The 17,797-nt window shown below is 41.6% G+C and carries 18 protein-coding genes; 11 read left to right on the top strand and 7 right to left on the bottom strand.

What is annotated here, in order from left to right:
* The first annotated feature begins 159 nt into the window (after positions 1-159).
* The 5 genes from H2245_RS07700 (at position 160) to adk (ending at position 5,547) form a co-directional block, all read left to right on the top strand.
* On the top strand, positions 160-2,163 hold the full coding sequence (locus H2245_RS07700; protein ID WP_182406796.1) for a heme lyase CcmF/NrfE family subunit: 2,004 nt from the start codon (positions 160-162) through the stop codon (positions 2,161-2,163).
* A gap of 1 nt (position 2,164) precedes the next feature.
* Positions 2,165-2,800, top strand: a complete 636-nt coding sequence (locus H2245_RS07695; RefSeq protein WP_259365136.1) for a DsbE family thiol:disulfide interchange protein — start codon at positions 2,165-2,167, stop codon at positions 2,798-2,800.
* 77 nt (positions 2,801-2,877) lie between these two features.
* Positions 2,878-3,384, top strand: coding sequence for a cytochrome c-type biogenesis protein (locus H2245_RS07690; protein ID WP_404944668.1), 507 nt, complete (start codon positions 2,878-2,880; stop codon positions 3,382-3,384).
* Positions 3,381-4,661 carry a c-type cytochrome biogenesis protein CcmI gene (ccmI, locus tag H2245_RS07685; protein WP_182406795.1) on the top strand — a complete coding sequence of 427 codons (1,281 nt, stop codon included), beginning with the start codon at positions 3,381-3,383 and terminating at the stop codon, positions 4,659-4,661. Before H2245_RS07690 ends, ccmI begins: the two co-directional genes overlap by 4 nt.
* 229 nt (positions 4,662-4,890) lie before the next feature.
* On the top strand, positions 4,891-5,547 hold the full coding sequence (gene adk / locus H2245_RS07680) for an adenylate kinase (protein WP_182406794.1): 657 nt from the start codon (positions 4,891-4,893) through the stop codon (positions 5,545-5,547).
* A 141-nt stretch (positions 5,548-5,688) separates the two neighbouring features.
* Here adk and secB read toward each other — a convergent pair whose 3' ends face one another.
* The 4 genes from secB to rsgA form a co-directional block, all read right to left on the bottom strand.
* Positions 5,689-6,141, bottom strand: coding sequence for a protein-export chaperone SecB (gene secB, locus H2245_RS07675; RefSeq protein ID WP_182406793.1), 453 nt, complete (start codon positions 6,139-6,141; stop codon positions 5,689-5,691).
* Between the two features lie 100 nt (positions 6,142-6,241).
* On the bottom strand, positions 6,242-6,505 hold the full coding sequence (gene grxC / locus H2245_RS07670; protein ID WP_182406792.1) for a glutaredoxin 3: 264 nt from the start codon (positions 6,503-6,505) through the stop codon (positions 6,242-6,244).
* Between the two features lie 358 nt (positions 6,506-6,863).
* Positions 6,864-7,319, bottom strand: a complete 456-nt coding sequence (locus H2245_RS07665; protein WP_182406791.1) for a rhodanese-like domain-containing protein — start codon at positions 7,317-7,319, stop codon at positions 6,864-6,866.
* 181 nt (positions 7,320-7,500) lie between these two features.
* Entirely contained in the window at positions 7,501-8,604 is a 1,104-nt protein-coding gene (gene rsgA / locus H2245_RS07660; protein ID WP_182406790.1) for a ribosome small subunit-dependent GTPase A, read from the bottom strand.
* 222 nt (positions 8,605-8,826) lie between these two features.
* On the opposite strand from rsgA, the gene orn reads away from it, so the two are divergent.
* On the top strand, positions 8,827-9,414 hold the full coding sequence (orn, locus tag H2245_RS07655; protein ID WP_182406789.1) for an oligoribonuclease: 588 nt from the start codon (positions 8,827-8,829) through the stop codon (positions 9,412-9,414).
* Between the two features lie 107 nt (positions 9,415-9,521).
* Here the strand turns inward: orn and H2245_RS07650 are convergent, their stop codons facing one another.
* Positions 9,522-10,409: a UDP-2,3-diacylglucosamine diphosphatase gene (locus tag H2245_RS07650; protein ID WP_182406788.1), complete on the bottom strand. Its 888-nt coding sequence runs from the start codon at positions 10,407-10,409 to the stop codon at positions 9,522-9,524.
* A gap of 80 nt (positions 10,410-10,489) precedes the next feature.
* Positions 10,490-11,002, bottom strand: a complete 513-nt coding sequence (locus tag H2245_RS07645) for a peptidylprolyl isomerase (protein WP_062533525.1) — start codon at positions 11,000-11,002, stop codon at positions 10,490-10,492.
* 248 nt (positions 11,003-11,250) lie between these two features.
* Between H2245_RS07645 and H2245_RS07640 the strand changes: the two genes are divergently transcribed.
* The 5 genes from H2245_RS07640 to H2245_RS07620 all read left to right on the top strand — a co-directional run bounded on the left by H2245_RS07640 (position 11,251) and on the right by H2245_RS07620 (position 17,047).
* Positions 11,251-12,978 (top strand): glutamine--tRNA ligase/YqeY domain fusion protein, encoded by a 1,728-nt coding sequence (locus H2245_RS07640; protein ID WP_182406787.1) that lies wholly within the window; start codon positions 11,251-11,253, stop codon positions 12,976-12,978.
* A 151-nt stretch (positions 12,979-13,129) separates the two neighbouring features.
* Positions 13,130-13,876: a phospholipase D family protein gene (locus H2245_RS07635; protein WP_182406786.1), complete on the top strand. Its 747-nt coding sequence runs from the start codon at positions 13,130-13,132 to the stop codon at positions 13,874-13,876.
* Positions 13,877-14,239: 363 nt separating this feature from the next.
* Positions 14,240-14,878 carry a peroxiredoxin gene (locus H2245_RS07630; RefSeq protein ID WP_182406785.1) on the top strand — a complete coding sequence of 213 codons (639 nt, stop codon included), beginning with the start codon at positions 14,240-14,242 and terminating at the stop codon, positions 14,876-14,878.
* 264 nt (positions 14,879-15,142) lie between these two features.
* A complete protein-coding gene (locus H2245_RS07625; protein WP_182406784.1) occupies positions 15,143-15,808 on the top strand; it encodes a glutathione S-transferase family protein in 666 nt (221 codons plus the stop codon).
* 348 nt (positions 15,809-16,156) lie between these two features.
* Positions 16,157-17,047, top strand: coding sequence for an META domain-containing protein (locus H2245_RS07620; RefSeq protein WP_182406783.1), 891 nt, complete (start codon positions 16,157-16,159; stop codon positions 17,045-17,047).
* 159 nt (positions 17,048-17,206) lie between these two features.
* Here the strand turns inward: H2245_RS07620 and ruvC are convergent, their stop codons facing one another.
* Positions 17,207-17,791, bottom strand: coding sequence for a crossover junction endodeoxyribonuclease RuvC (gene ruvC / locus H2245_RS07615; protein WP_182406782.1), 585 nt, complete (start codon positions 17,789-17,791; stop codon positions 17,207-17,209).
* Positions 17,792-17,797 lie beyond the last annotated feature (6 nt).

Genomic DNA, 17,797 nt, shown 5'->3' with positions numbered 1-17,797 from the left:
CCTTTGTAACGTAAGTAAATTAAATGATTTAGCATATTTATTTTTTCTAAGATTGATATCTATAACACCAGCAGCCATACAAATACTAGGCGCTTTTAATATTAAAAAGCTGTCCTATCCGCAACTGAAACCGTATTAAGGTAAACAAGGTTAGACCGTATGTTAATCACAGAATTGGGCTATTTTGCCTTGCTTGCCGCCTTTATGTTGGCGATTTTGCAAGTGGTATTACCAACCTTTGGCGTGATGCGTGACCAAGTCGCATTACAGCGCTTGGCACCAAGCTTAGCGTGGGCACAGTTTGCCGCAATGATTGTCTCATTCGGCGCGTTGATGGCCGGATTTTATTATAATGATTTTAGTTTGGTTTACGTCGCGCAGCATTCTAATACGTTGTTGCCTTGGTATTACAAGCTATCGGCAACATGGGGCGGGCATGAAGGGTCACTGTTGCTATGGATGACGATTATGGCCACCTGGTGTGCGCTGGTATCGTACTTTAGCCGTGGTCTGCCGCTGTCGATGCGTGCGCGGGTATTGATTATTCTAGCAGGCGTGCAGTTAATGATGCTAGCAATGTTAATTTTCACCTCATCGCCGTTTGATCGTACGCTACCTAACTTGCCTGTTGATGGCGCCGATTTAAATCCTGTATTGCAGGATTTTGGTTTGATTATTCACCCACCAATGCTGTATATGGGCTATGTGGGTATGGTTGTGCCATTTGCGTTTTGTATGGCAGCCTTATGGGCAGGTCGCTTAGATGCGGCATGGGCACGCTGGTCACGTCCATGGACGCTTGCTGCTTGGGGTTTTTTGACCATTGGTATCGGGCTTGGTTCGTGGTGGGCGTATTATGAGCTTGGCTGGGGCGGCTGGTGGTTCTGGGATCCGGTAGAAAATGCGTCATTATTACCATGGCTCGCAGGTTTGGCGTTGCTGCATTCTTTAGCGGTGACTGAAAAGCGTGGGGTATTTAAAGCATGGACCATAATGCTGGCGATATTCGGTTTTGCCTTAAGCTTGTTAGGTACTTTTTTAGTACGTTCTGGAGTAATTACTTCAGTACACTCATTCGCTGCTGATCCAACTCGTGGTTTGGTCATCTTAATAATTTTAGGCATTATTGTGGGTGGCGGCTTATTGATGTTTGCCGTACGTGGTTGGCGCTTGACGGTTGAAAGCCAATATCAGCTGATATCGCGTGAGTCATTTTTAGTCATTAACAATACAATCATTTTGATTGCCACACTCGTGGTACTACTTGGTACGCTATATCCTATTATCGCTGATGCCTTTAGTTTAGGTCAGGTATCTGTAGGTCCCCCTTATTTCAATGCACTGTTTGTTCCTTTAACGTGGTTGTTATTAATTGCCATGGGCATGGGGTCTAATATTCGATGGAAGCAAGATAAGCGCCCGTTGTTGGGCGTGGGTATGGTCATTGCGGTCAGTAGCCTAGTTTTAGCGGCAATTATTACGTATTTTGTTCATCCATCATCGATGCTAAATATTGGTGTGACTTTAGCTGTTAGCTTTTGGGTATTGTTATGGATGCTTGTCGATTTTAAAGACAAAACTAAAAATGCACCCAATTTATTTAGTGGCTTGCGTCAATTACGCCTGAGCTACTGGGGTCAGCAAACTGCCCATATTGGGGTGGTTATTGCGGTGATTGGCGTAGCATTTACCAGTAGTTTAAGTATCGAGCGTGATGTGGCGCTTGGACTTGGCGATACGGTTAATGTGCAAGGTTATGATTTTGAAGTCAAAGACTTCCATGAAGTTAAAGGCAGTAACTTTGATGGTATGCAAGCGCAAGTAGCAGTTATGAAAGATGGTCGAGCAGTGACGACCTTATATCCTGAAAAACGTACCTATGTAATTAGTGGTATGCCAATCACTGAAGCAGCAATTGACGCCAGTCTTATGCGTGACGTCTACGTGGCCCTTGGCGAACCAATTGGTGAAGGCAGCAATCAGTGGGCGGTACGGATTTATGTCAAACCACTGATACGTTGGATTTGGTTAGGTACGATTATTATGGCGTTGGGCGGTTTAATCAGTATGTTTGATAAGCGCTACCGTATTAAAAAAGTGCCAGCTACTACGCTACTAAAGCCTAACAATGAGCCTACCCTGAACATCGTGGGGGACAAATAAGATGAAAGAGTCTGATACTACTGTAAAGAAAAGCACCAAAACCATGAATAAAAAACAACTTAAAGTATGGTTTTTAATTCCGCTCATCATCTTTATTGGGTTGATGATTATATTATATATGCGCCTTGGTAAGCCGGTAGAGATTGTGACAAATACGGCACTTGAGCGTCCCGTACCTGCTTTTGAACTGCCTTTATTGTCAGACACGACTCGTACCATGAATAATGACAATTTACCCAAACAGCCATTTTTAATCAACATCTGGGGATCTTGGTGCCCAACTTGCATTATTGAGCATCCATTTTTAATGCAGCTAAAAGAGCGTGGCGTGAATATTGTTGGAGTTAATTATAAAGACGAGATTGGCAATGCGCTCAGCTACTTGAACCAGCGCGGCGATCCGTTCTCGATGTCCATTCAAGATTTGTCAGGTCAGTTTGCTTTAGATTTAGGCTTAACCGGTGCGCCTGAAACCTTTGTCGTAGGCGGCGATGGCATTATTCGCCAGCATATTATCGGTGAAATTAATGAGGAAAATTGGCAGAATCGTATTACGCCATGCTTAATGGTGCTTAATGATGCCAGTAAAGCTGGTAATAGCCCAGATGCGAAGCAGGTTGGGGAGGCATGTCAATGAAAAAATCAGCATTGAAAATAGCAATATTAATGCCGTCTAATGTAATGTCATCTATACTCTTAAAAATCGTAGGTTTTATGCTGGCTTGTATGCTAAGCGCAAGCGCATTCGCTGCCATTGATGTTTATGACTTTGACTCGCCACAACAAGAAGCCCAGTATCGTGGTTTAATCGAAGAGCTGCGTTGCCCAAAATGCCAGAATCAAAATCTTGCGGCATCTGATGCGCCGATTGCACAGGACTTAAAGCAAAAAACTTTTGATATGGTCAAAGATAGGCGCAGTGATGCTGAAATACGCGCTTATATGCAGGAGCGTTATGGGGATTTTATCAGTTATAAGCCGCCAGTTCGTCCGTCGACATGGATATTATGGTTCTTTCCACCCTTATTATTAGTCGTTTTAATCATCGGTTGGTTTTGGCAAACCAAGCGTCGCCAAGTGGTGGCTCGTGGGCACAGTAACGCCACCGTTGACCCTACTAACGATGCATTAACGCCTGCAGAACAAGCTGAGCTAGATCGCCTATTATCGCGTGCTAAGAATGTCGATCATGACATCACAAGCCCTGAGGACAAAAAATGACCATTTTTTCTACTATCGGCTTATTTATTGCCCTAAGCGCTACCATTGCTTTAGTACTGGCACTGATTGTTATCATGCCATGGCTACGTGCATCACGCTTGCAACAAAACCCCGTTGATAATCAGCTCTTAGATATTAACGTAGCGGTTTTTCGTGAGCGCCTCGCAGAGCTAAAAACAGATAACGAAAATGGCACTATCGATGACAGTCATTATCAAAACCAAAAGCTTGAGCTTGAGCGCCAACTATTAGACGCTCAGCGCCAAGTTGCACCTATGATAACGCCCAATGTTAAAAGTCGTTTTATCGTGGCAATTTGGGTGCCTATACTGGCCGCAATGGCTTATCTAATGATAGGCAATCGAACACCGGTGTTTGAGCTTTGGCAGGCAGAAGATAAAGTTGGGCAAGTTGCCGATGATTTATTAACGGGGAAAATTGACCAGCCACCAGCTTGGGCAATCGAAGACAGTCGTCAGCTGATAACGGCAATGCAGACCAATGTCCATCGTCATGCTGATGACCCTGATCGTTGGATGCGATTGTCGGAGCTGTTTTTATCACTAGAAGCCACTGATTATGCGATAGAAGCCTTGTCGCGCGCTTATCGCTTATCGCCCGACAATGACGAAATTGCCACAACTTATGCGCAAATTAGCTTTTTTGCCAATGAAGGTCAGCTTGATGCCAATAGCCGCCGCGTGTTGCAAGGCGTATTAGAAAAGAACCCAGAGCATGAAGGTGCGCAAATGCTGATGGCAATGGGTGAGGCGCGTGGCAGTAACTTTGAGCAAGCACAAGGCTGGATTAAGCGCTTACGTGATAGTATTTCTGCTAAGCCTGGCGACCATTCAAAGGCGCTGGCAAGTTTGGACGAGCTTAGTGCCAATGTGCGTGCTCAAGAAGCTCAAGCAGCGCAAGGTATTGATGTCACAGTAACAGTTGATGCCAGTTTATTGCCGCTTGTTAAAGGTGATGATGTGTTATTCGTTGCAATTCGTGATGTTAAGGGTGGTCCACCATTTGCTGCTAAGCGTTTGCCGATTAGCGTGATTAAGCAAGGTCAGGCAACCATTAGCCTAAGTGATTTGGATGCTATGATGCCTGAGCGTAATTTGAAATCAGCACGCGCTGACAAAACCCAGCTTGCTGTCGTTGCCCGTATCAGTCATAGCGGTAATGCCATTGCAGAGTCCGGTGATTTATCCGGTAATCCTGTAGTGATTAGTGCTGAGCAAAACCAAGTAAAAGTTAACATTAATCAACAAGTACCTTAGTTGAATGTCTTAATACTACTCTAATTTTATTAGTGCGCTAGCCATAGGCTTGCGCACTGATATCTGTCTAATAATTGTCTCTGAACAGCTAAATCAACAGAATTTTACTCATCACGCTTAAAAATACTTGAGGTTTTTAAAGCCACAAGGTAAGGTAAGCGCTGAAAAAAAGCCACTATTAAGATTTATTAACCCAACATTTATTCTACCCATTGAGGAGAGTCGTCTGATGATGCGCATTATTTTGCTAGGTCCACCCGGTGCCGGAAAAGGTACTCAAGCCCAGTTTATTTCTAAAGAATTTGATATTCCCCAAATCTCGACAGGCGATATGCTGCGTGCTGCGATAAAAGAAGGCACGGAGCTAGGCAAACAAGCACAAGGTATCATGAATGCCGGTGGTCTGGTTTCTGATGATTTAATCATCAACTTAGTAAAAGAGCGTATCGCAAAACCTGATTGTGTTAATGGCTGTATCTTTGATGGTTTTCCGCGCACCATTCCGCAAGCACAAGCCCTTGCTGATGCTGATGTGGCAATCAATCATGTGGTCGAAATCAGTGTGCCGGATGATGAAATTGTTAAGCGCTTGTCTGGTCGTCGCCAGCATGCCGGTTCAGGTCGTGTGTATCACGTTGATCATAATCCACCTAAGGTTGAAGGCATTGACGATGTCACAGGTGAAGCGCTTATCCAGCGTGAAGATGATAAAGAAGGCACGATTCGCGAGCGTCTAGCCACCTATCATCATCAAACAGAAGCCTTGGTTGGTTTTTATCAAGATAAAGCTAAAGAAGGCGAGAATGCGCCTGTCTATAATAAGTTTGATGGTACACAAGGAATTGATGATGTGAAGCAGCAAGTATTAACCACGCTAAAAGGTTAATCGTTACTTTCATTCAGTCATTTTCAGCTAATAAAAAACCCTGCTCACAATAAGCAGGGTTTTTTATTAGCTGAAAGTAATAGAAAACATCTTAAATAATCAGATACTTACTCAAATAGCTGCTAAAAGCTTCATAAAAACTTAAGCATTACCTTCAGCATCGATTTGAGCTTGCTGCTGGCTTTGTGCATAAGCTTGATCAAAGTTAACCGGTGCTAACAATAACTGCGGGAAGCTACCACGGGTAACGATGTCGCTAATCACTTCGCGCGCGTAAGGGAACAATACGTTAGGGCAATATGCGCCTAGGATTTGTCCGATTTGATCTTCTGGAATATCTTTTAGTAAGAAAATACCCGCTTGATGGACTTCAGCAATAAATGCCGCTTCTCCAGCATTTTTAGCATTAACGCTAACCGTTAACACCACTTGATAATGCTCATCGTCAAGTTTATCAGCATTGCTAGATAAGTTGATGTCCAGCTCAGGATTCCACTCTTTAGTGAAGACTTCTGCGCCTGGAACTTCAAGTGACATGTCTTTTACATAAATACGCTCTAGTGCCAATTGTGGTTGTACTTGTTCGTCAGCCATTATAAATCCTCAAATATAAAAAATGTTGTTGTCGTTATGGTCGTTATAAAAACAGTCAGAATAAAATACTCTGAATATTTCAGGTAATCAAAAGCGCACCTTAACCGGCTAGTAACTCATCAAGTTTGCCTTGCTGATTTAAATGATTCAGCTCATCGAAACCGCCAACAAAGGTATCACCCACAAAGATTTGCGGTACGGTACGATAGTTATTGGTTTTTTGCATCAAGGCACGGCGCTCATCACCGCTCATATCATGCATGCCAATTTCTTCGTAGGTAACGCCTTTTGATGCTAAAAGTTGCTTAGCGTTGGTGCAATAAGGGCAGATAGGGGTAGTATAAACTTTAACAGAAACAGTCATTGTAAATCCTTAATTTCTAAGTGTATCGAGCTGTAGAGGAACTAGCAAACGGTGTAATAAAAAGCATTTTGCTAAAAATTACCAAAGCCGGTCGCTATGTATTGCTGGTAGATATATATTGATAATCACTCTATGTAGCGCGCTATAGCTCTATATGAAGATAATACGATATTTTATTATGCTCATTATAAAGTGGGGATAAGGTGACTAAATTCAAGCGTCAATTATTAAAGTTTTACAAAGTCGCTCATAAAAAGTCACTTATAAAAAAGTCCTATTGTGAAAAAGACACGGCATAATGGCGTGTCTTTTTATATACTCTCTTATACAACATGAACAACATAAGGCTTAAATCAATTTACTTAAGCAAATTTGGTTTAGATTTGCCTTTATTTTTAGCCGGTACGTCTTTGATACCAACCAAGGGCATGCCTGCTGCTTGCCAGCCACCAACACCGCCATCTAGACGATACACGCTGTCTTTACCAATCATTTGAATAGCTGCGCCTGCTTGTATGCCCATATCACAGATGATAATAACAGGGGCTTCAATAGCGCGTATCTCTTCTATACGGTCTTTAAGGTCAGTAAAAGGGATGTTGCGACTGCCTTGGATATAGCCGGTCGTAAATTTCTTTTTGGCACGAATGTCAATCAATTGCGCGTTTTGCGAGTTGACCATCATAGCAAGCGTATTAGGCGACACTTTTTTGCCGCTACGTTTGTTTTCAATAGCAAAAAACATGACGGCAAGTACGGCTAAAATACCAAACAAAAACGGGTGGTGACCCACAAATTCAAACGCACGATCCAAAACATACCTCCAAAAAATAAGTGTTCTATTAAACTGCAGATACAGCTTAAGTCAGAGAACAAGGCGCTATTATACCGATTTGGCGATTCATAGTAAACGAGCGATAACGCGACTGCTATTTTGCTACTTTTGGATTTAAAAGTGACTTGTATTCAGCTTTTCTTATCGTCACTCATAACCACTAATACGGTTTGGTATCGGCTTCTTCTCGCAAGGTCACTAAATTTTCAACGCGGCGCTGGAGTACTTGACCATCTGTTACTGCGTGCCATAAGGCGCAGCCTTTACTATTATGCGTATGCCGACAATCACGGAACTGACAGTCACCAGATAAGGGTGCAAGCTCGACAAAGCCTGAGATAATATCATCAGGTGTCAGATGCCAAATGCCATATTCACGAATACCGGGTGTATCAACAATACCGCCTTGGGTCAGGTCATCTGGATTAAACGGCAATAAGCGGCTAGTCGTGGTAGTATGTTGCCCAAGCTTTGAGTTATCAGAGATGATATTAACGCTTTGCGCGGAGTCGGGCAATAGGGCATTGATTAAGCTGCTTTTGCCGACACCAGATTGACCGGCAAAGATGACCAATTTGTTATCAATAAACTGTTTTAAATCGCCAAGTCCTTGCTGATCATTGCTATCTGCAATATTTTCTGGGCAATCAACTGACGTTAGCACACTTTCATAACCCAGTGCGGCATATTGCGCCAACAGCTCATTGGTATCGACCCCGTTTTCTTCAGCTAATAAATCGGCTTTATTCAGCACCAGTAGGGGCTTGACACCGGCATGATGACAAACGACTAAATAACGGTCAATCAAAGTAGGTGCAGCGGCAGGCAATGGCGCAAATACAATCGCAAGAATATCGACATTGGCAGCAACTGGTTTAAGCTTATGATAACGATCGGGACGCGAAACAAGAGAGGTGCGCGGTTTTACTGACTCAATGCGTCCAAATCCAGTATTAGAATCGGCATTCCAACGCACTTGGTCGCCAGCGGCTAGCATCGGCAAGTTAGTACGCACATGACAGCGCCAAATGTCGCCAAGCACTAATTCCTGCCAAAACGGCTCAGGATCATCAGGAGCGATTTCTGGTTGCTTAGGAATAAAATCAGGCAGACTGGTCACTTGCACCTCTAATTGCTTGCCATAATGTGCCATGACCACGCCATCCATCAAGCTGTCATCAATGCTGGTTTGACTCTCCAGCTGCTGTTTATCGATGCGACGAATCTGCTGTTTGGTCAGTTTGCGTTGCCGAATTAATGCCATGGGTAAGACCTATTATAAAAATATTGCTCAGTGTAGCGTGAAAATTTGCTAACATACAGCCTTAAGCGACTGCATGAGACGGTGGTTTTGTAACGTTTTACGCACCATAAGCAGCCATAACGGTCGCGTTCCCCTTTGTATGTTATTTAAGATATTGTTATATAGCTGGTTATTAGTAGCTGCAAACTTTATCGACCATTTTTATTGACCATAGGATACTGTATGAGTACTGGCGACCATCCCAATAAGATTAGAATCAAAAACCAAGGTAAAAAAGGGCTGGTATGGATAGATTTAGAAATGACCGGACTCGATACATTAACGGATGAGATTATCGAGATTGCAACCGTCGTGACCGATGAAGATTTAAATGTCTTAGCAGAAGGACCTGTTTTTGCGATCAAAGTATCAGATCAAAAGTTAAATGGGATGGATGACTGGAATACCAAGCAACATGGACAGTCAGGGCTGATTGATCGCGTGCGCCGTAGTACAGTGACTTTGGGGGAAGCAGAAGCAGAAACTATTAAGTTTCTCGATAAATGGGTCGACTGTGGTAAGTCGCCGATGTGCGGCAATTCTATATGTCAAGACCGCCGTTTTATGGCACGCCAAATGCCAGAATTAGAAAGATTTTTCCATTATCGCAATCTTGATGTGTCATCTATCAAAGAGCTGTGCTTTCGCTGGCGACCAGACATCCTTAAAAACTTTGAAAAAAATGGCAGTCATTTAGCATTAGACGATATTCGCGATTCTATTCGTGAGCTAAAGCATTATCGTCAGCACTTCTTTAATTTGCTACCTTAAGTAGTTATTGTTAATTACGATAAGAAAAAAGGGTATGTTAACTATTTGACAGACCCTTTTTTTTTAACAGTTTCTACTGATATAAAACTCTATTATGTCCAAAAAAATCATCGTTGTAAAAAATTAAATTCAAATAAATTAAATTCAGCGTTGTCGTCGTGATTGTTTTTATGGGTGTTATTGCTACTACCATTACTATTATTTGAATTGATAGCTACTGTAACGACGCCAATAACTGCACTAACTTTAGGCTGGCGCGTGTCTGCATCAAGCAGTCGCCAATCACCAAGCACATAGCGGGTCTTGCCGTCAGAGCTGTAATGAATCTCAGGACGATGCGTATGTCCATGTAGCAGCGCATCAAAACTATAGATAGCTCGATTAACCGCAGCGTCATTGACATCCATGATATAAGCGGCTTTTTTGGTGTTATTTTGCTGGCTTTTTTGACGCATGTTATCTGCGATTTCTAAGCGTTTTTCTAATGATTTATTGAGTAAATACCACTGGGTCAAACGATGGCGCATTATTTTACGAAAAAACTGATATTTTTTATCATCGGTACATAGGGCGTCGCCATGTTCAAGTCGATATTTTTCTTGACCAACCTGTAGAGTATACGGCTCAAAAATCAACTTGCCGCCAAACAAGTCACAAAAATCCTGTGCCAACAAAAAATCGCGATTGCCATGCATTACTAAAATATCGCAGCCAGTAGACTGAAGTTGTTGTAATTTGGCGATAATAGGGCTTAACCAATGCGTTTGGCGCGCGTTTGCGCTCAATGTGAGATACGCATCATCACCCAGCCACACTTCAAACCAGTCGCCTAAAATAAATAAGCATTTGAGCGCAGGCAGAGCAAGGCAGTCATCAAGCAATGCCAAAAAAGCCTGCACTAAGGCAGGCTCTTCAGGGGATAAATGCAAATCACTTATCAATATTTGCCGTACGTCATGAGGACGGGTGGTAATAAGGTGATTGAACGTCTGCATTTATCATAATCCTAATAAATTTTTAAAATCACATTTTAAAAAATCAGTGTCTTAAAAAAACATCAATTACTTAGTGTCAATTATTTAGTAATGATTGTCGCTGAATTAATAACAACAGGCTCTTTTGGTACATCAGCATGCATGCCAAAACGACCAGTAGGTACGCCTTTCATTTTTTCAATCACGTCCATACCGCTTGTTACTTTACCAAACACGGTATAGCCCCAACCTTGCATGTTTTTGCCAGAATGGTTTAGGAAGTCATTGTCTTTTACGTTAACAAAAAACTGGCTGGTCGCTGAATGCGGATCTTGAGTACGCGCCATAGCGATAGTGCCTGCGTCGTTTTTTAGACCGTTGTCTGCTTCGTTTTCAACTGGCTTATTTGTGCCTTTTTCTTTCATCTCAGCGTCCATACCGCCGCCTTGGATCATAAAGCCGTCGATGATGCGATGAAAGATAGTACCGTCATAATGACCAGATTTTACATAATTTAAAAAATTTTCTACTGTTTTTGGGGCTTTTTCTTCGTTAAGTTCGATAACGATTGCACCCATATTGGTGTCAAGTTGTACTACTGGCATATCAACCATGTTGTCATCCTTTCTAATTGCAGCACCAAAAGTGGTACTGTGGGGCGTTAAAGTTGTCGCTAGTCTAACGGCTTTTTTATCCTGTGTCATGTATCAGGCTGTTAATGGCTTTACGAAACCTGATAGAATAAGGTCATTTTAATTTTTCTCCGTATGTTTCTCAATCCTTTTTTATCCCCTTTTGACATTTTTATGCGGCGTGATGGCGCGTCGTATCATCTGATAACTTGCGTTAGGAGCAATGCCCCATGAGTGAGCAATCGAGCACTATTGAACAAAAAAACGACTTTATTCGTAATATGATTCGTGAAGATGTTAGCGCGCAGAAATACCAGCAAATTGTCACGCGTTTCCCGCCTGAGCCAAATGGTTATTTGCATTTGGGTCATGTTAAAGCTATCTGTCTAAATTTTGGGGTAGCAAAAGAGTTCGATGGTGTTTGTAATTTGCGCTTTGATGACACTAACCCAACTGCAGAAAAGCAAGATTATATTGATAATATCAAAAATGATGTGAAATGGCTGGGCTTTAAATGGGCAGGTGAGGCGCTATATACATCAAGTTACTTTGATCAGTTATATGCGTCGGCAGTAAAGCTCATTAAACAAGGTGATGCTTATGTAGATTTGCAGTCACCTGAGCAAATTAAAGAAAGTCGTGGTTCATTTAATGAAGCGGGCACAGCGTCACCACATCGTGATGCTAGCGTCGAAGAAAACCTGCAGCTTTTTGCTGACATGAAAAATGGCAAATACGCTGAAGGTAAAGCGATATTGCGCGCTAAGATTGATATGGCAAGCCCAAACATGAACATGCGCGATCCAGTTATCTACCGTGTTATGCATCAAGTGCATCACCAAACGGGTGATAAATGGTGCATTTATCCGATGTATGATTTTGCTCATCCGCTCTCTGATGCGATTGAAGGGATTACTCACTCATTATGTACGTTAGAATTTGAAGATCATCGTCCATTTTATGATTGGGCAGTAGAAAAGGTTGGCTTTGCACAACCACCACATCAGTATGAGTTCTCGCGTCTAAATGTTGACCATACCATGACCAGTAAGCGCAAATTAAAGCAGCTGGTTGATGAAAATATCGTCAGTGGTTGGGATGATCCGCGTATGCCGACGATTGCTGGCATGCGCCGCCGTGGTTATACCCCTGAGGGCTTACGCGACTTCTGTGAGCGTGTCGGTGTAACCAAAGTAGACAGCGTCGTTGATTTTCGTTTATTAGAATTTAGTATTCGTCAATCGCTGGATAATACTACCGCACGTGGTATGGCAGTATTGAAACCGTTAAAAGTGACGATTACCAACTTTGACGAAGCGGTAAAAGACTGGGAATCCTTAAAAGCAGAGGGCGTCAAAGCACGCTGGGACGAAGAGTTACAAACCTTATGGCTGGTGCAACCAAACCATCCAAATGTTGATATGGGTGAGCGTGAAATTCCGTTTACCAAAGACTTGTATATTGACCAAGGCGATTACGAGATTGAACCGCCAGCCGGATATAAGCGTTTATCACCAGAGAAAAATGAGATTCGCCTACGTAATACTTATGTCTTGGCCGTCACTGAGCATGTGCTCGATGATGCTGGCAAGGTGATTGAGCTAAAAGCCACCATTGATCCAACCACTTTAGGTCAAAATCCTGAAGGTCGCAAAGTAAAAGGCGTGATTCATTGGGTATCGGCAAGCCAAGGGATTCCCGCCACCGTGCGTCTTTATGAGCAGTTATTCAGTGTTGAAGACCCAAGCAGTGTGAGCGACGTTCATGAAGCGCTTAATCCAAACTCACTGACTGAGCTTGCCGCCGTCGTTGAACCGTCATTAGTCAATGCACCTGCTGGCACGCGTTTTCAGTTCGAGCGTGAAGGCTACTTTATCTCGGATGAGCAAGAACACAGCACCGAGCAGCCAGTATTTAATCAAATCGTCAGCTTGCGTGACAGCTATAAACCTGCGTAATTAATGACATCGGCTTAACTCGCCAAACTCAACAATAGTAGTTTGCAAGTAAGCTCATTTCTAGTACGTTAGGGATGGGCTTTTTTATGAGCAATAATAATTTTTTTGGCAATAGTCATTATTAAAAATAGTAAAGAGTAGGGATATAATTATGGCAAAGTTTTTAAACAGTAGTGGTACGACCTATCATCTAGAAGAGTTAATTAAAAATGCATCTGATAGGCTGATTATTATTAGCCCTTATCTGAAGCTAAACGACCGTATCAAAGAGTTATTAGAAGATAGAAATCGCCTGAAAATTGACATTCGTATTGTTTATGGCAAGAATGACTTGCAACCCGAAGAAATCAACTGGCTTAAAAATCTGACCTTTATTCGTACCAGCTTTTGCAAAAATTTGCATGCTAAATGCTATCTAAATGAAAATGAATGCATCATTACCAGTCTAAATCTTTATGAGTTTAGCCAAGTCAATAATAATGAGATGGGCGTACTGATTAATCGTAATGACGATGCAAAACTATACGCTGATACTTACGATGAAGCGCAGCGTATTATTCGTATCAGCGATGAAGTACGGATGTCGCTTGAAAAAATAACCACAGCAGATAATGTCAATAATGCTTCTGATAAAACAGTAAATGATGTCGCACCTTCTGAAGCTAAAGTAGCAGTAGCAGCTGATAAGCCTACTTATTCAAAATTAACCACTTCTAAATTGGCACAAGAACTTGGCTTCAAAACCCAAGAGTTAAAAGATAAATTGGTCGCAGCAGGATATCTTGAAGAGAAAGAAGGCGAGCTCGTACTGACTGATGCCGGCAGTGCAGCAGGTGGCGTGAGCAAACGCGGTAAATTTGGTGATTTTTGCTTGTGGGATACAGGCATGGTTATCTAGTCCAGAAACAATATGATTCACTATTGCCATTGATAAAGCCTCACTTCAGACAACGGGGGCTTTAGTTTATATAAAGTATAATTCGCTTAATTCAAAATGGAATAAGCGCATTACAATCTGTCACAAGACATTCATAACCAGTTTGTTAAGATGAAATGGATTTTTTAATATGATAGCGCTGACCTAGAAGTGCTAGCCTAGCGCTACTTATAAACAATATATATGAAAAAATATCCGAAAAACAATAATATCTAGTACCGATACTGACTGAGATTGGCGCTAATTACTCTGATAATTGATAACTCTTTGATCACCGCTTAATAACGGCTAAATTTTTAATAGCTAAAAAATAAGGACAAAAGAATGGCACATTTACGTTTAGGCGATAGCGCACCGAATTTTAATGCAAGCACTACCGACGGCGATATCAATTTTTATGATTGGGCAGGCGATAACTGGGTGGTTTTTTTCTCACATCCAGCAGACTTTACCCCAGTATGTACCACTGAGCTTGGTCGCGCAGCGGCATTGAATGGCGAGTTCCAAAAGCGCAATGTGAAGCCAATCTGTATCTCAGTAGATGGGTTAGACGATCACCATGCGTGGGCAAAAGATATTGGCGAGACCCAAGGCACTGACTTGAACTTCCCAATCATCGCTGACCCTAATAAAGAAGTGGCGAATCTTTATGACATGTTGCATCCGAATGCCAGTACAACGGCGACCGTTAGAAGTGTCTATATCATTGATCCGAACAAAAAAGTTCGCCTCATATTAACGTATCCTGCCAGCTGCGGTCGTAATTTTGAAGAAATTATCCGCGTTATTGATGCGCTACAATTGTCTGATGAATATAATATTGCCACGCCAGTAGATTGGAAAGATGGTGATGACGTTATCATTCCAACCAGTGTAAAAAATGAAGACATCGCTGTTAAGTACCCAAAAGGTCATACTGAAATTAAGCCCTATTTACGTATCACACCTGCACCTAATAGATAAGCATGCTATAAAAACTTATCTTATATTAAAAAGCAAAAGCTTCATAACATAACGTTGTGGGGCTTTTGCTTTTTTATAGCAGGTTTTTGACAAGTGTTGATAAGCTTTTGCTATGATGATTAGAGTCGCTCATTATCTTAATCTTATGTTTAAACGATAAAAATTAGGTATTGGTCGCTACCATTAGATCGACATTTAGTGGTTCTTAAAATAAAAACTAACGGCGCATTGTCGCTGCTTCATATTTTTTACAAGGATTTTTTCATGAAAAAATTATACTTATCTCGTATCGCGCCAAATCCGCGCAAAGCACTTATTTTACTTGCTTCTAAAGGTATCGATATCGATGACATGGACGACCTGGATGTGGTTGATATTGACATTGCTAATAAAGAGCATATGACCGATGCATTTACTAAGCTGAACCCAATGCAAACGTTGCCAGTGATGCAGTTAGATGACGGTACTGTGTTAAATGATTCACAAGCTATTTGTGAGTACCTTGACCGCGTTTATGGTGAGCGCTCTGTGATGGGCAATGATGTGGTGCAACGTGCTCAAGTTTGCGCCATGCGCCGGATTGCCGAGTTTGAGGTTTTATATAACTTCATGCTAGCGTTTCAGCACAGTAGTCCTTCTAAAGCTGAGCGTGTAGATCAAGTACCTGAATTTGCTGAAAAATCAGTGGCACGTGCCATAAAAGCATTGCCGTATTTTGAAAAGGCGCTTGAGGGACATGATTACTTAGTTGGTGATCAGCTTAGCTTTGCTGATATCGTCCTATATATTGGACTGGATTTTGGTAAAGCACTTAAGGTGAATCCGACCAAGCAAGGCGACAATCTTGCTCAGTTTTATAAGCGTATGCATGAACGTTTTAGTATTCAAACTATGGCGAAAGCTAAACCTGCTAATGCTGATGACAGGTAAAAAATAATAAATATTTAATCAAATAAATAGTATCAATTATTGATAAAAAAATGGACATCACAAGTGGATGTCCATTTTTTTATGGTTTTTCATGGATGAAAATTTAACAAGGTAATGTCTAATTAAGAAGAATGTTATTTTAAAATGTCAATATTAAATAAGGCTTATAAAAATTTTGGTTATGAAACCAAACACTTTATTACAAAATTTTGGAGTAGCAAGGTTATAGTACGTAAATAATCTTATCTGCTATAAAAGTAATCAAGATATTGTGATTTACTACAACTGATTTAATAAGATACATTTCAACAAGACATATCGCTTTGTAACTCTATAGGTATACCCATTATGACATCACCTTTGCAACTTATAATAATGCCGACATTATTGGCAGTGAGTTTGACTATGACTGCTTGCCAAAAACCGTCTACGCCGACTGATGGGCCTAACAATGATAATGTAGAGATGGACAAAGATACTGGCGCATCTATTGCGGATACAAGTCCTGTGGATGTTACGCCTACAGATGCAGCGACAACTCCTGAACAACAATTGATTGATAATCTTGCCAATTACCGCTGGTCACTGACTAGTGCACGTGATGATGATGGTCAGCCCATAACTGAGCTTATGAATATTAGAGACCAGGTGACGTTAAGCTTTAATCAGTATGAGGGGCAACACACTGTCAGATATAGTGTTGGCTGTAATATTATGAGTGCAAATTACCAATTGCAAGGCTTTAGCTTGACGACTGAAGACAGTATGAGTACCAAAATGTCTTGCCGAGAATTAGATAACGCTGAAGATATATTTAACGATATCATGGAGGGTGACAGTCAAATTAGTATGGTAAGTGGCGACACACCAACACTTACCCAAGTTACCGATGACTCTGAAACCTTAGTTTGGACAGGAAGAATGACGTCTCAGGCAAAATATAACAGCAAAGGAGACACACTATTTTGGTCAGTAAGCGCTGAAACCCAACCTTGCGTGGACAATAGAAGTCAACAGTGCTTGCAAATCAAACCAGTGACTTTTGATGAGCAAGGTATCAAGGTCAGTGAAGGTAAGTTGGTAGAATTTTCCGGTAATATTGAAGGTTATCAACATAATAATACACACGATGAAGTACTGCGTTTACAGCGTTATTCAATAAATAGTAGTGATAATTCAGCTAAAGAAAAGCATGCATATGTCTTTGATGCGGTCATTGAAAGTACAAAGGTAAAATAATGGTACTAACAGCAGAGAAAGTGGTCAATAGCAATAGCAATATCAAGTCATAGTCCAAATTTTATAACCGTTCAAAACCATATATTTAATATAAAAAAATACGTGACCTTTCATTTGGACACGTATTTTTTTATAGGAGTTAATAAATAAAAGTAGCTATTATTGACGATTGTTCAAGTCTTCTTCCGTTAATCGCCAGCGTCCTTTTTTCTTTGTAGCACCGCGCCCACTCATACCACTGTTGAGTAGCAGCTTGCTCATAGAATGACTTGAGTGTGCATGACAGATGGCGCAAGCAAGACCATCAGCGGCATCTTGTTGCGGTACCACATCAAGCTTAAGAATACGACAAACCATCTCTTGCACTTGCTCTTTAGCAGCAGCACCATAGCCACAGACCGCCTGTTTGATTTGGCGCGCGGTATACTCTGACACTTCCAAATCTAAAGCGACCATCGCGGCTATTGCGGCACCGCGCGCTTGACCTAGCTTAAGGGCAGAGTCAGGATTTTCTGCCATAAAAACTTGCTCAATCGCCGTATAAATAGGCTCATCGCTATACTTTAAATGATGCTGGGTAATACGGGTTAAACCATTAAAAATACGCTTAAGTCGTTCCGGCATCTCCTTCGTATCTGTACGAATCGTACCGGCATCGATATACGTCAGTTTATCGCCCGTTTGCTGAATAATCCCATAACCAGTCATTCTTGAGCCGGGATCAATCCCGATAATAATTGCCATAGTTTT

It is taken from the genome of Psychrobacter sp. GP33 (assembly GCF_014119005.1).
Classification (GTDB): domain Bacteria; phylum Pseudomonadota; class Gammaproteobacteria; order Pseudomonadales; family Moraxellaceae; genus Psychrobacter.
The sequence above is the reverse complement of the archived record's forward strand: the minus strand, read 5'-3'. Positions and strand labels throughout refer to the sequence as shown.

Bases quoted from the DNA above. Each gene is read 5' to 3' on its own strand.
- H2245_RS07700 (WP_182406796.1), top strand. From the start codon at position 160: ATGTTAATCACAGAATTGGGCTATTTTGCCTTGCTTGCCGCCTTTATG.
- H2245_RS07695 (WP_259365136.1), top strand. From the start codon at position 2,165: ATGAAAGAGTCTGATACTACTGTAAAGAAAAGCACCAAAACCATGAAT.
- H2245_RS07690 (WP_404944668.1), top strand. From the start codon at position 2,878: ATGCTGGCTTGTATGCTAAGCGCAAGCGCATTCGCTGCCATTGATGTT.
- ccmI (WP_182406795.1), top strand. From the start codon at position 3,381: ATGACCATTTTTTCTACTATCGGCTTATTTATTGCCCTAAGCGCTACC.
- adk (WP_182406794.1), top strand. From the start codon at position 4,891: ATGATGCGCATTATTTTGCTAGGTCCACCCGGTGCCGGAAAAGGTACT.
- secB (WP_182406793.1), bottom strand. From the start codon at position 6,141: ATGGCTGACGAACAAGTACAACCACAATTGGCACTAGAGCGTATTTAT.
- grxC (WP_182406792.1), bottom strand. From the start codon at position 6,505: ATGACTGTTTCTGTTAAAGTTTATACTACCCCTATCTGCCCTTATTGC.
- rsgA (WP_182406790.1), bottom strand. From the start codon at position 8,604: ATGGCATTAATTCGGCAACGCAAACTGACCAAACAGCAGATTCGTCGC.
- orn (WP_182406789.1), top strand. From the start codon at position 8,827: ATGAGTACTGGCGACCATCCCAATAAGATTAGAATCAAAAACCAAGGT.
- H2245_RS07650 (WP_182406788.1), bottom strand. From the start codon at position 10,409: ATGCAGACGTTCAATCACCTTATTACCACCCGTCCTCATGACGTACGG.
- H2245_RS07645 (WP_062533525.1), bottom strand. From the start codon at position 11,002: ATGGTTGATATGCCAGTAGTACAACTTGACACCAATATGGGTGCAATC.
- H2245_RS07640 (WP_182406787.1), top strand. From the start codon at position 11,251: ATGAGTGAGCAATCGAGCACTATTGAACAAAAAAACGACTTTATTCGT.
- H2245_RS07635 (WP_182406786.1), top strand. From the start codon at position 13,130: ATGGCAAAGTTTTTAAACAGTAGTGGTACGACCTATCATCTAGAAGAG.
- H2245_RS07630 (WP_182406785.1), top strand. From the start codon at position 14,240: ATGGCACATTTACGTTTAGGCGATAGCGCACCGAATTTTAATGCAAGC.
- H2245_RS07625 (WP_182406784.1), top strand. From the start codon at position 15,143: ATGAAAAAATTATACTTATCTCGTATCGCGCCAAATCCGCGCAAAGCA.
- H2245_RS07620 (WP_182406783.1), top strand. From the start codon at position 16,157: ATGACATCACCTTTGCAACTTATAATAATGCCGACATTATTGGCAGTG.
- ruvC (WP_182406782.1), bottom strand. From the start codon at position 17,791: ATGGCAATTATTATCGGGATTGATCCCGGCTCAAGAATGACTGGTTAT.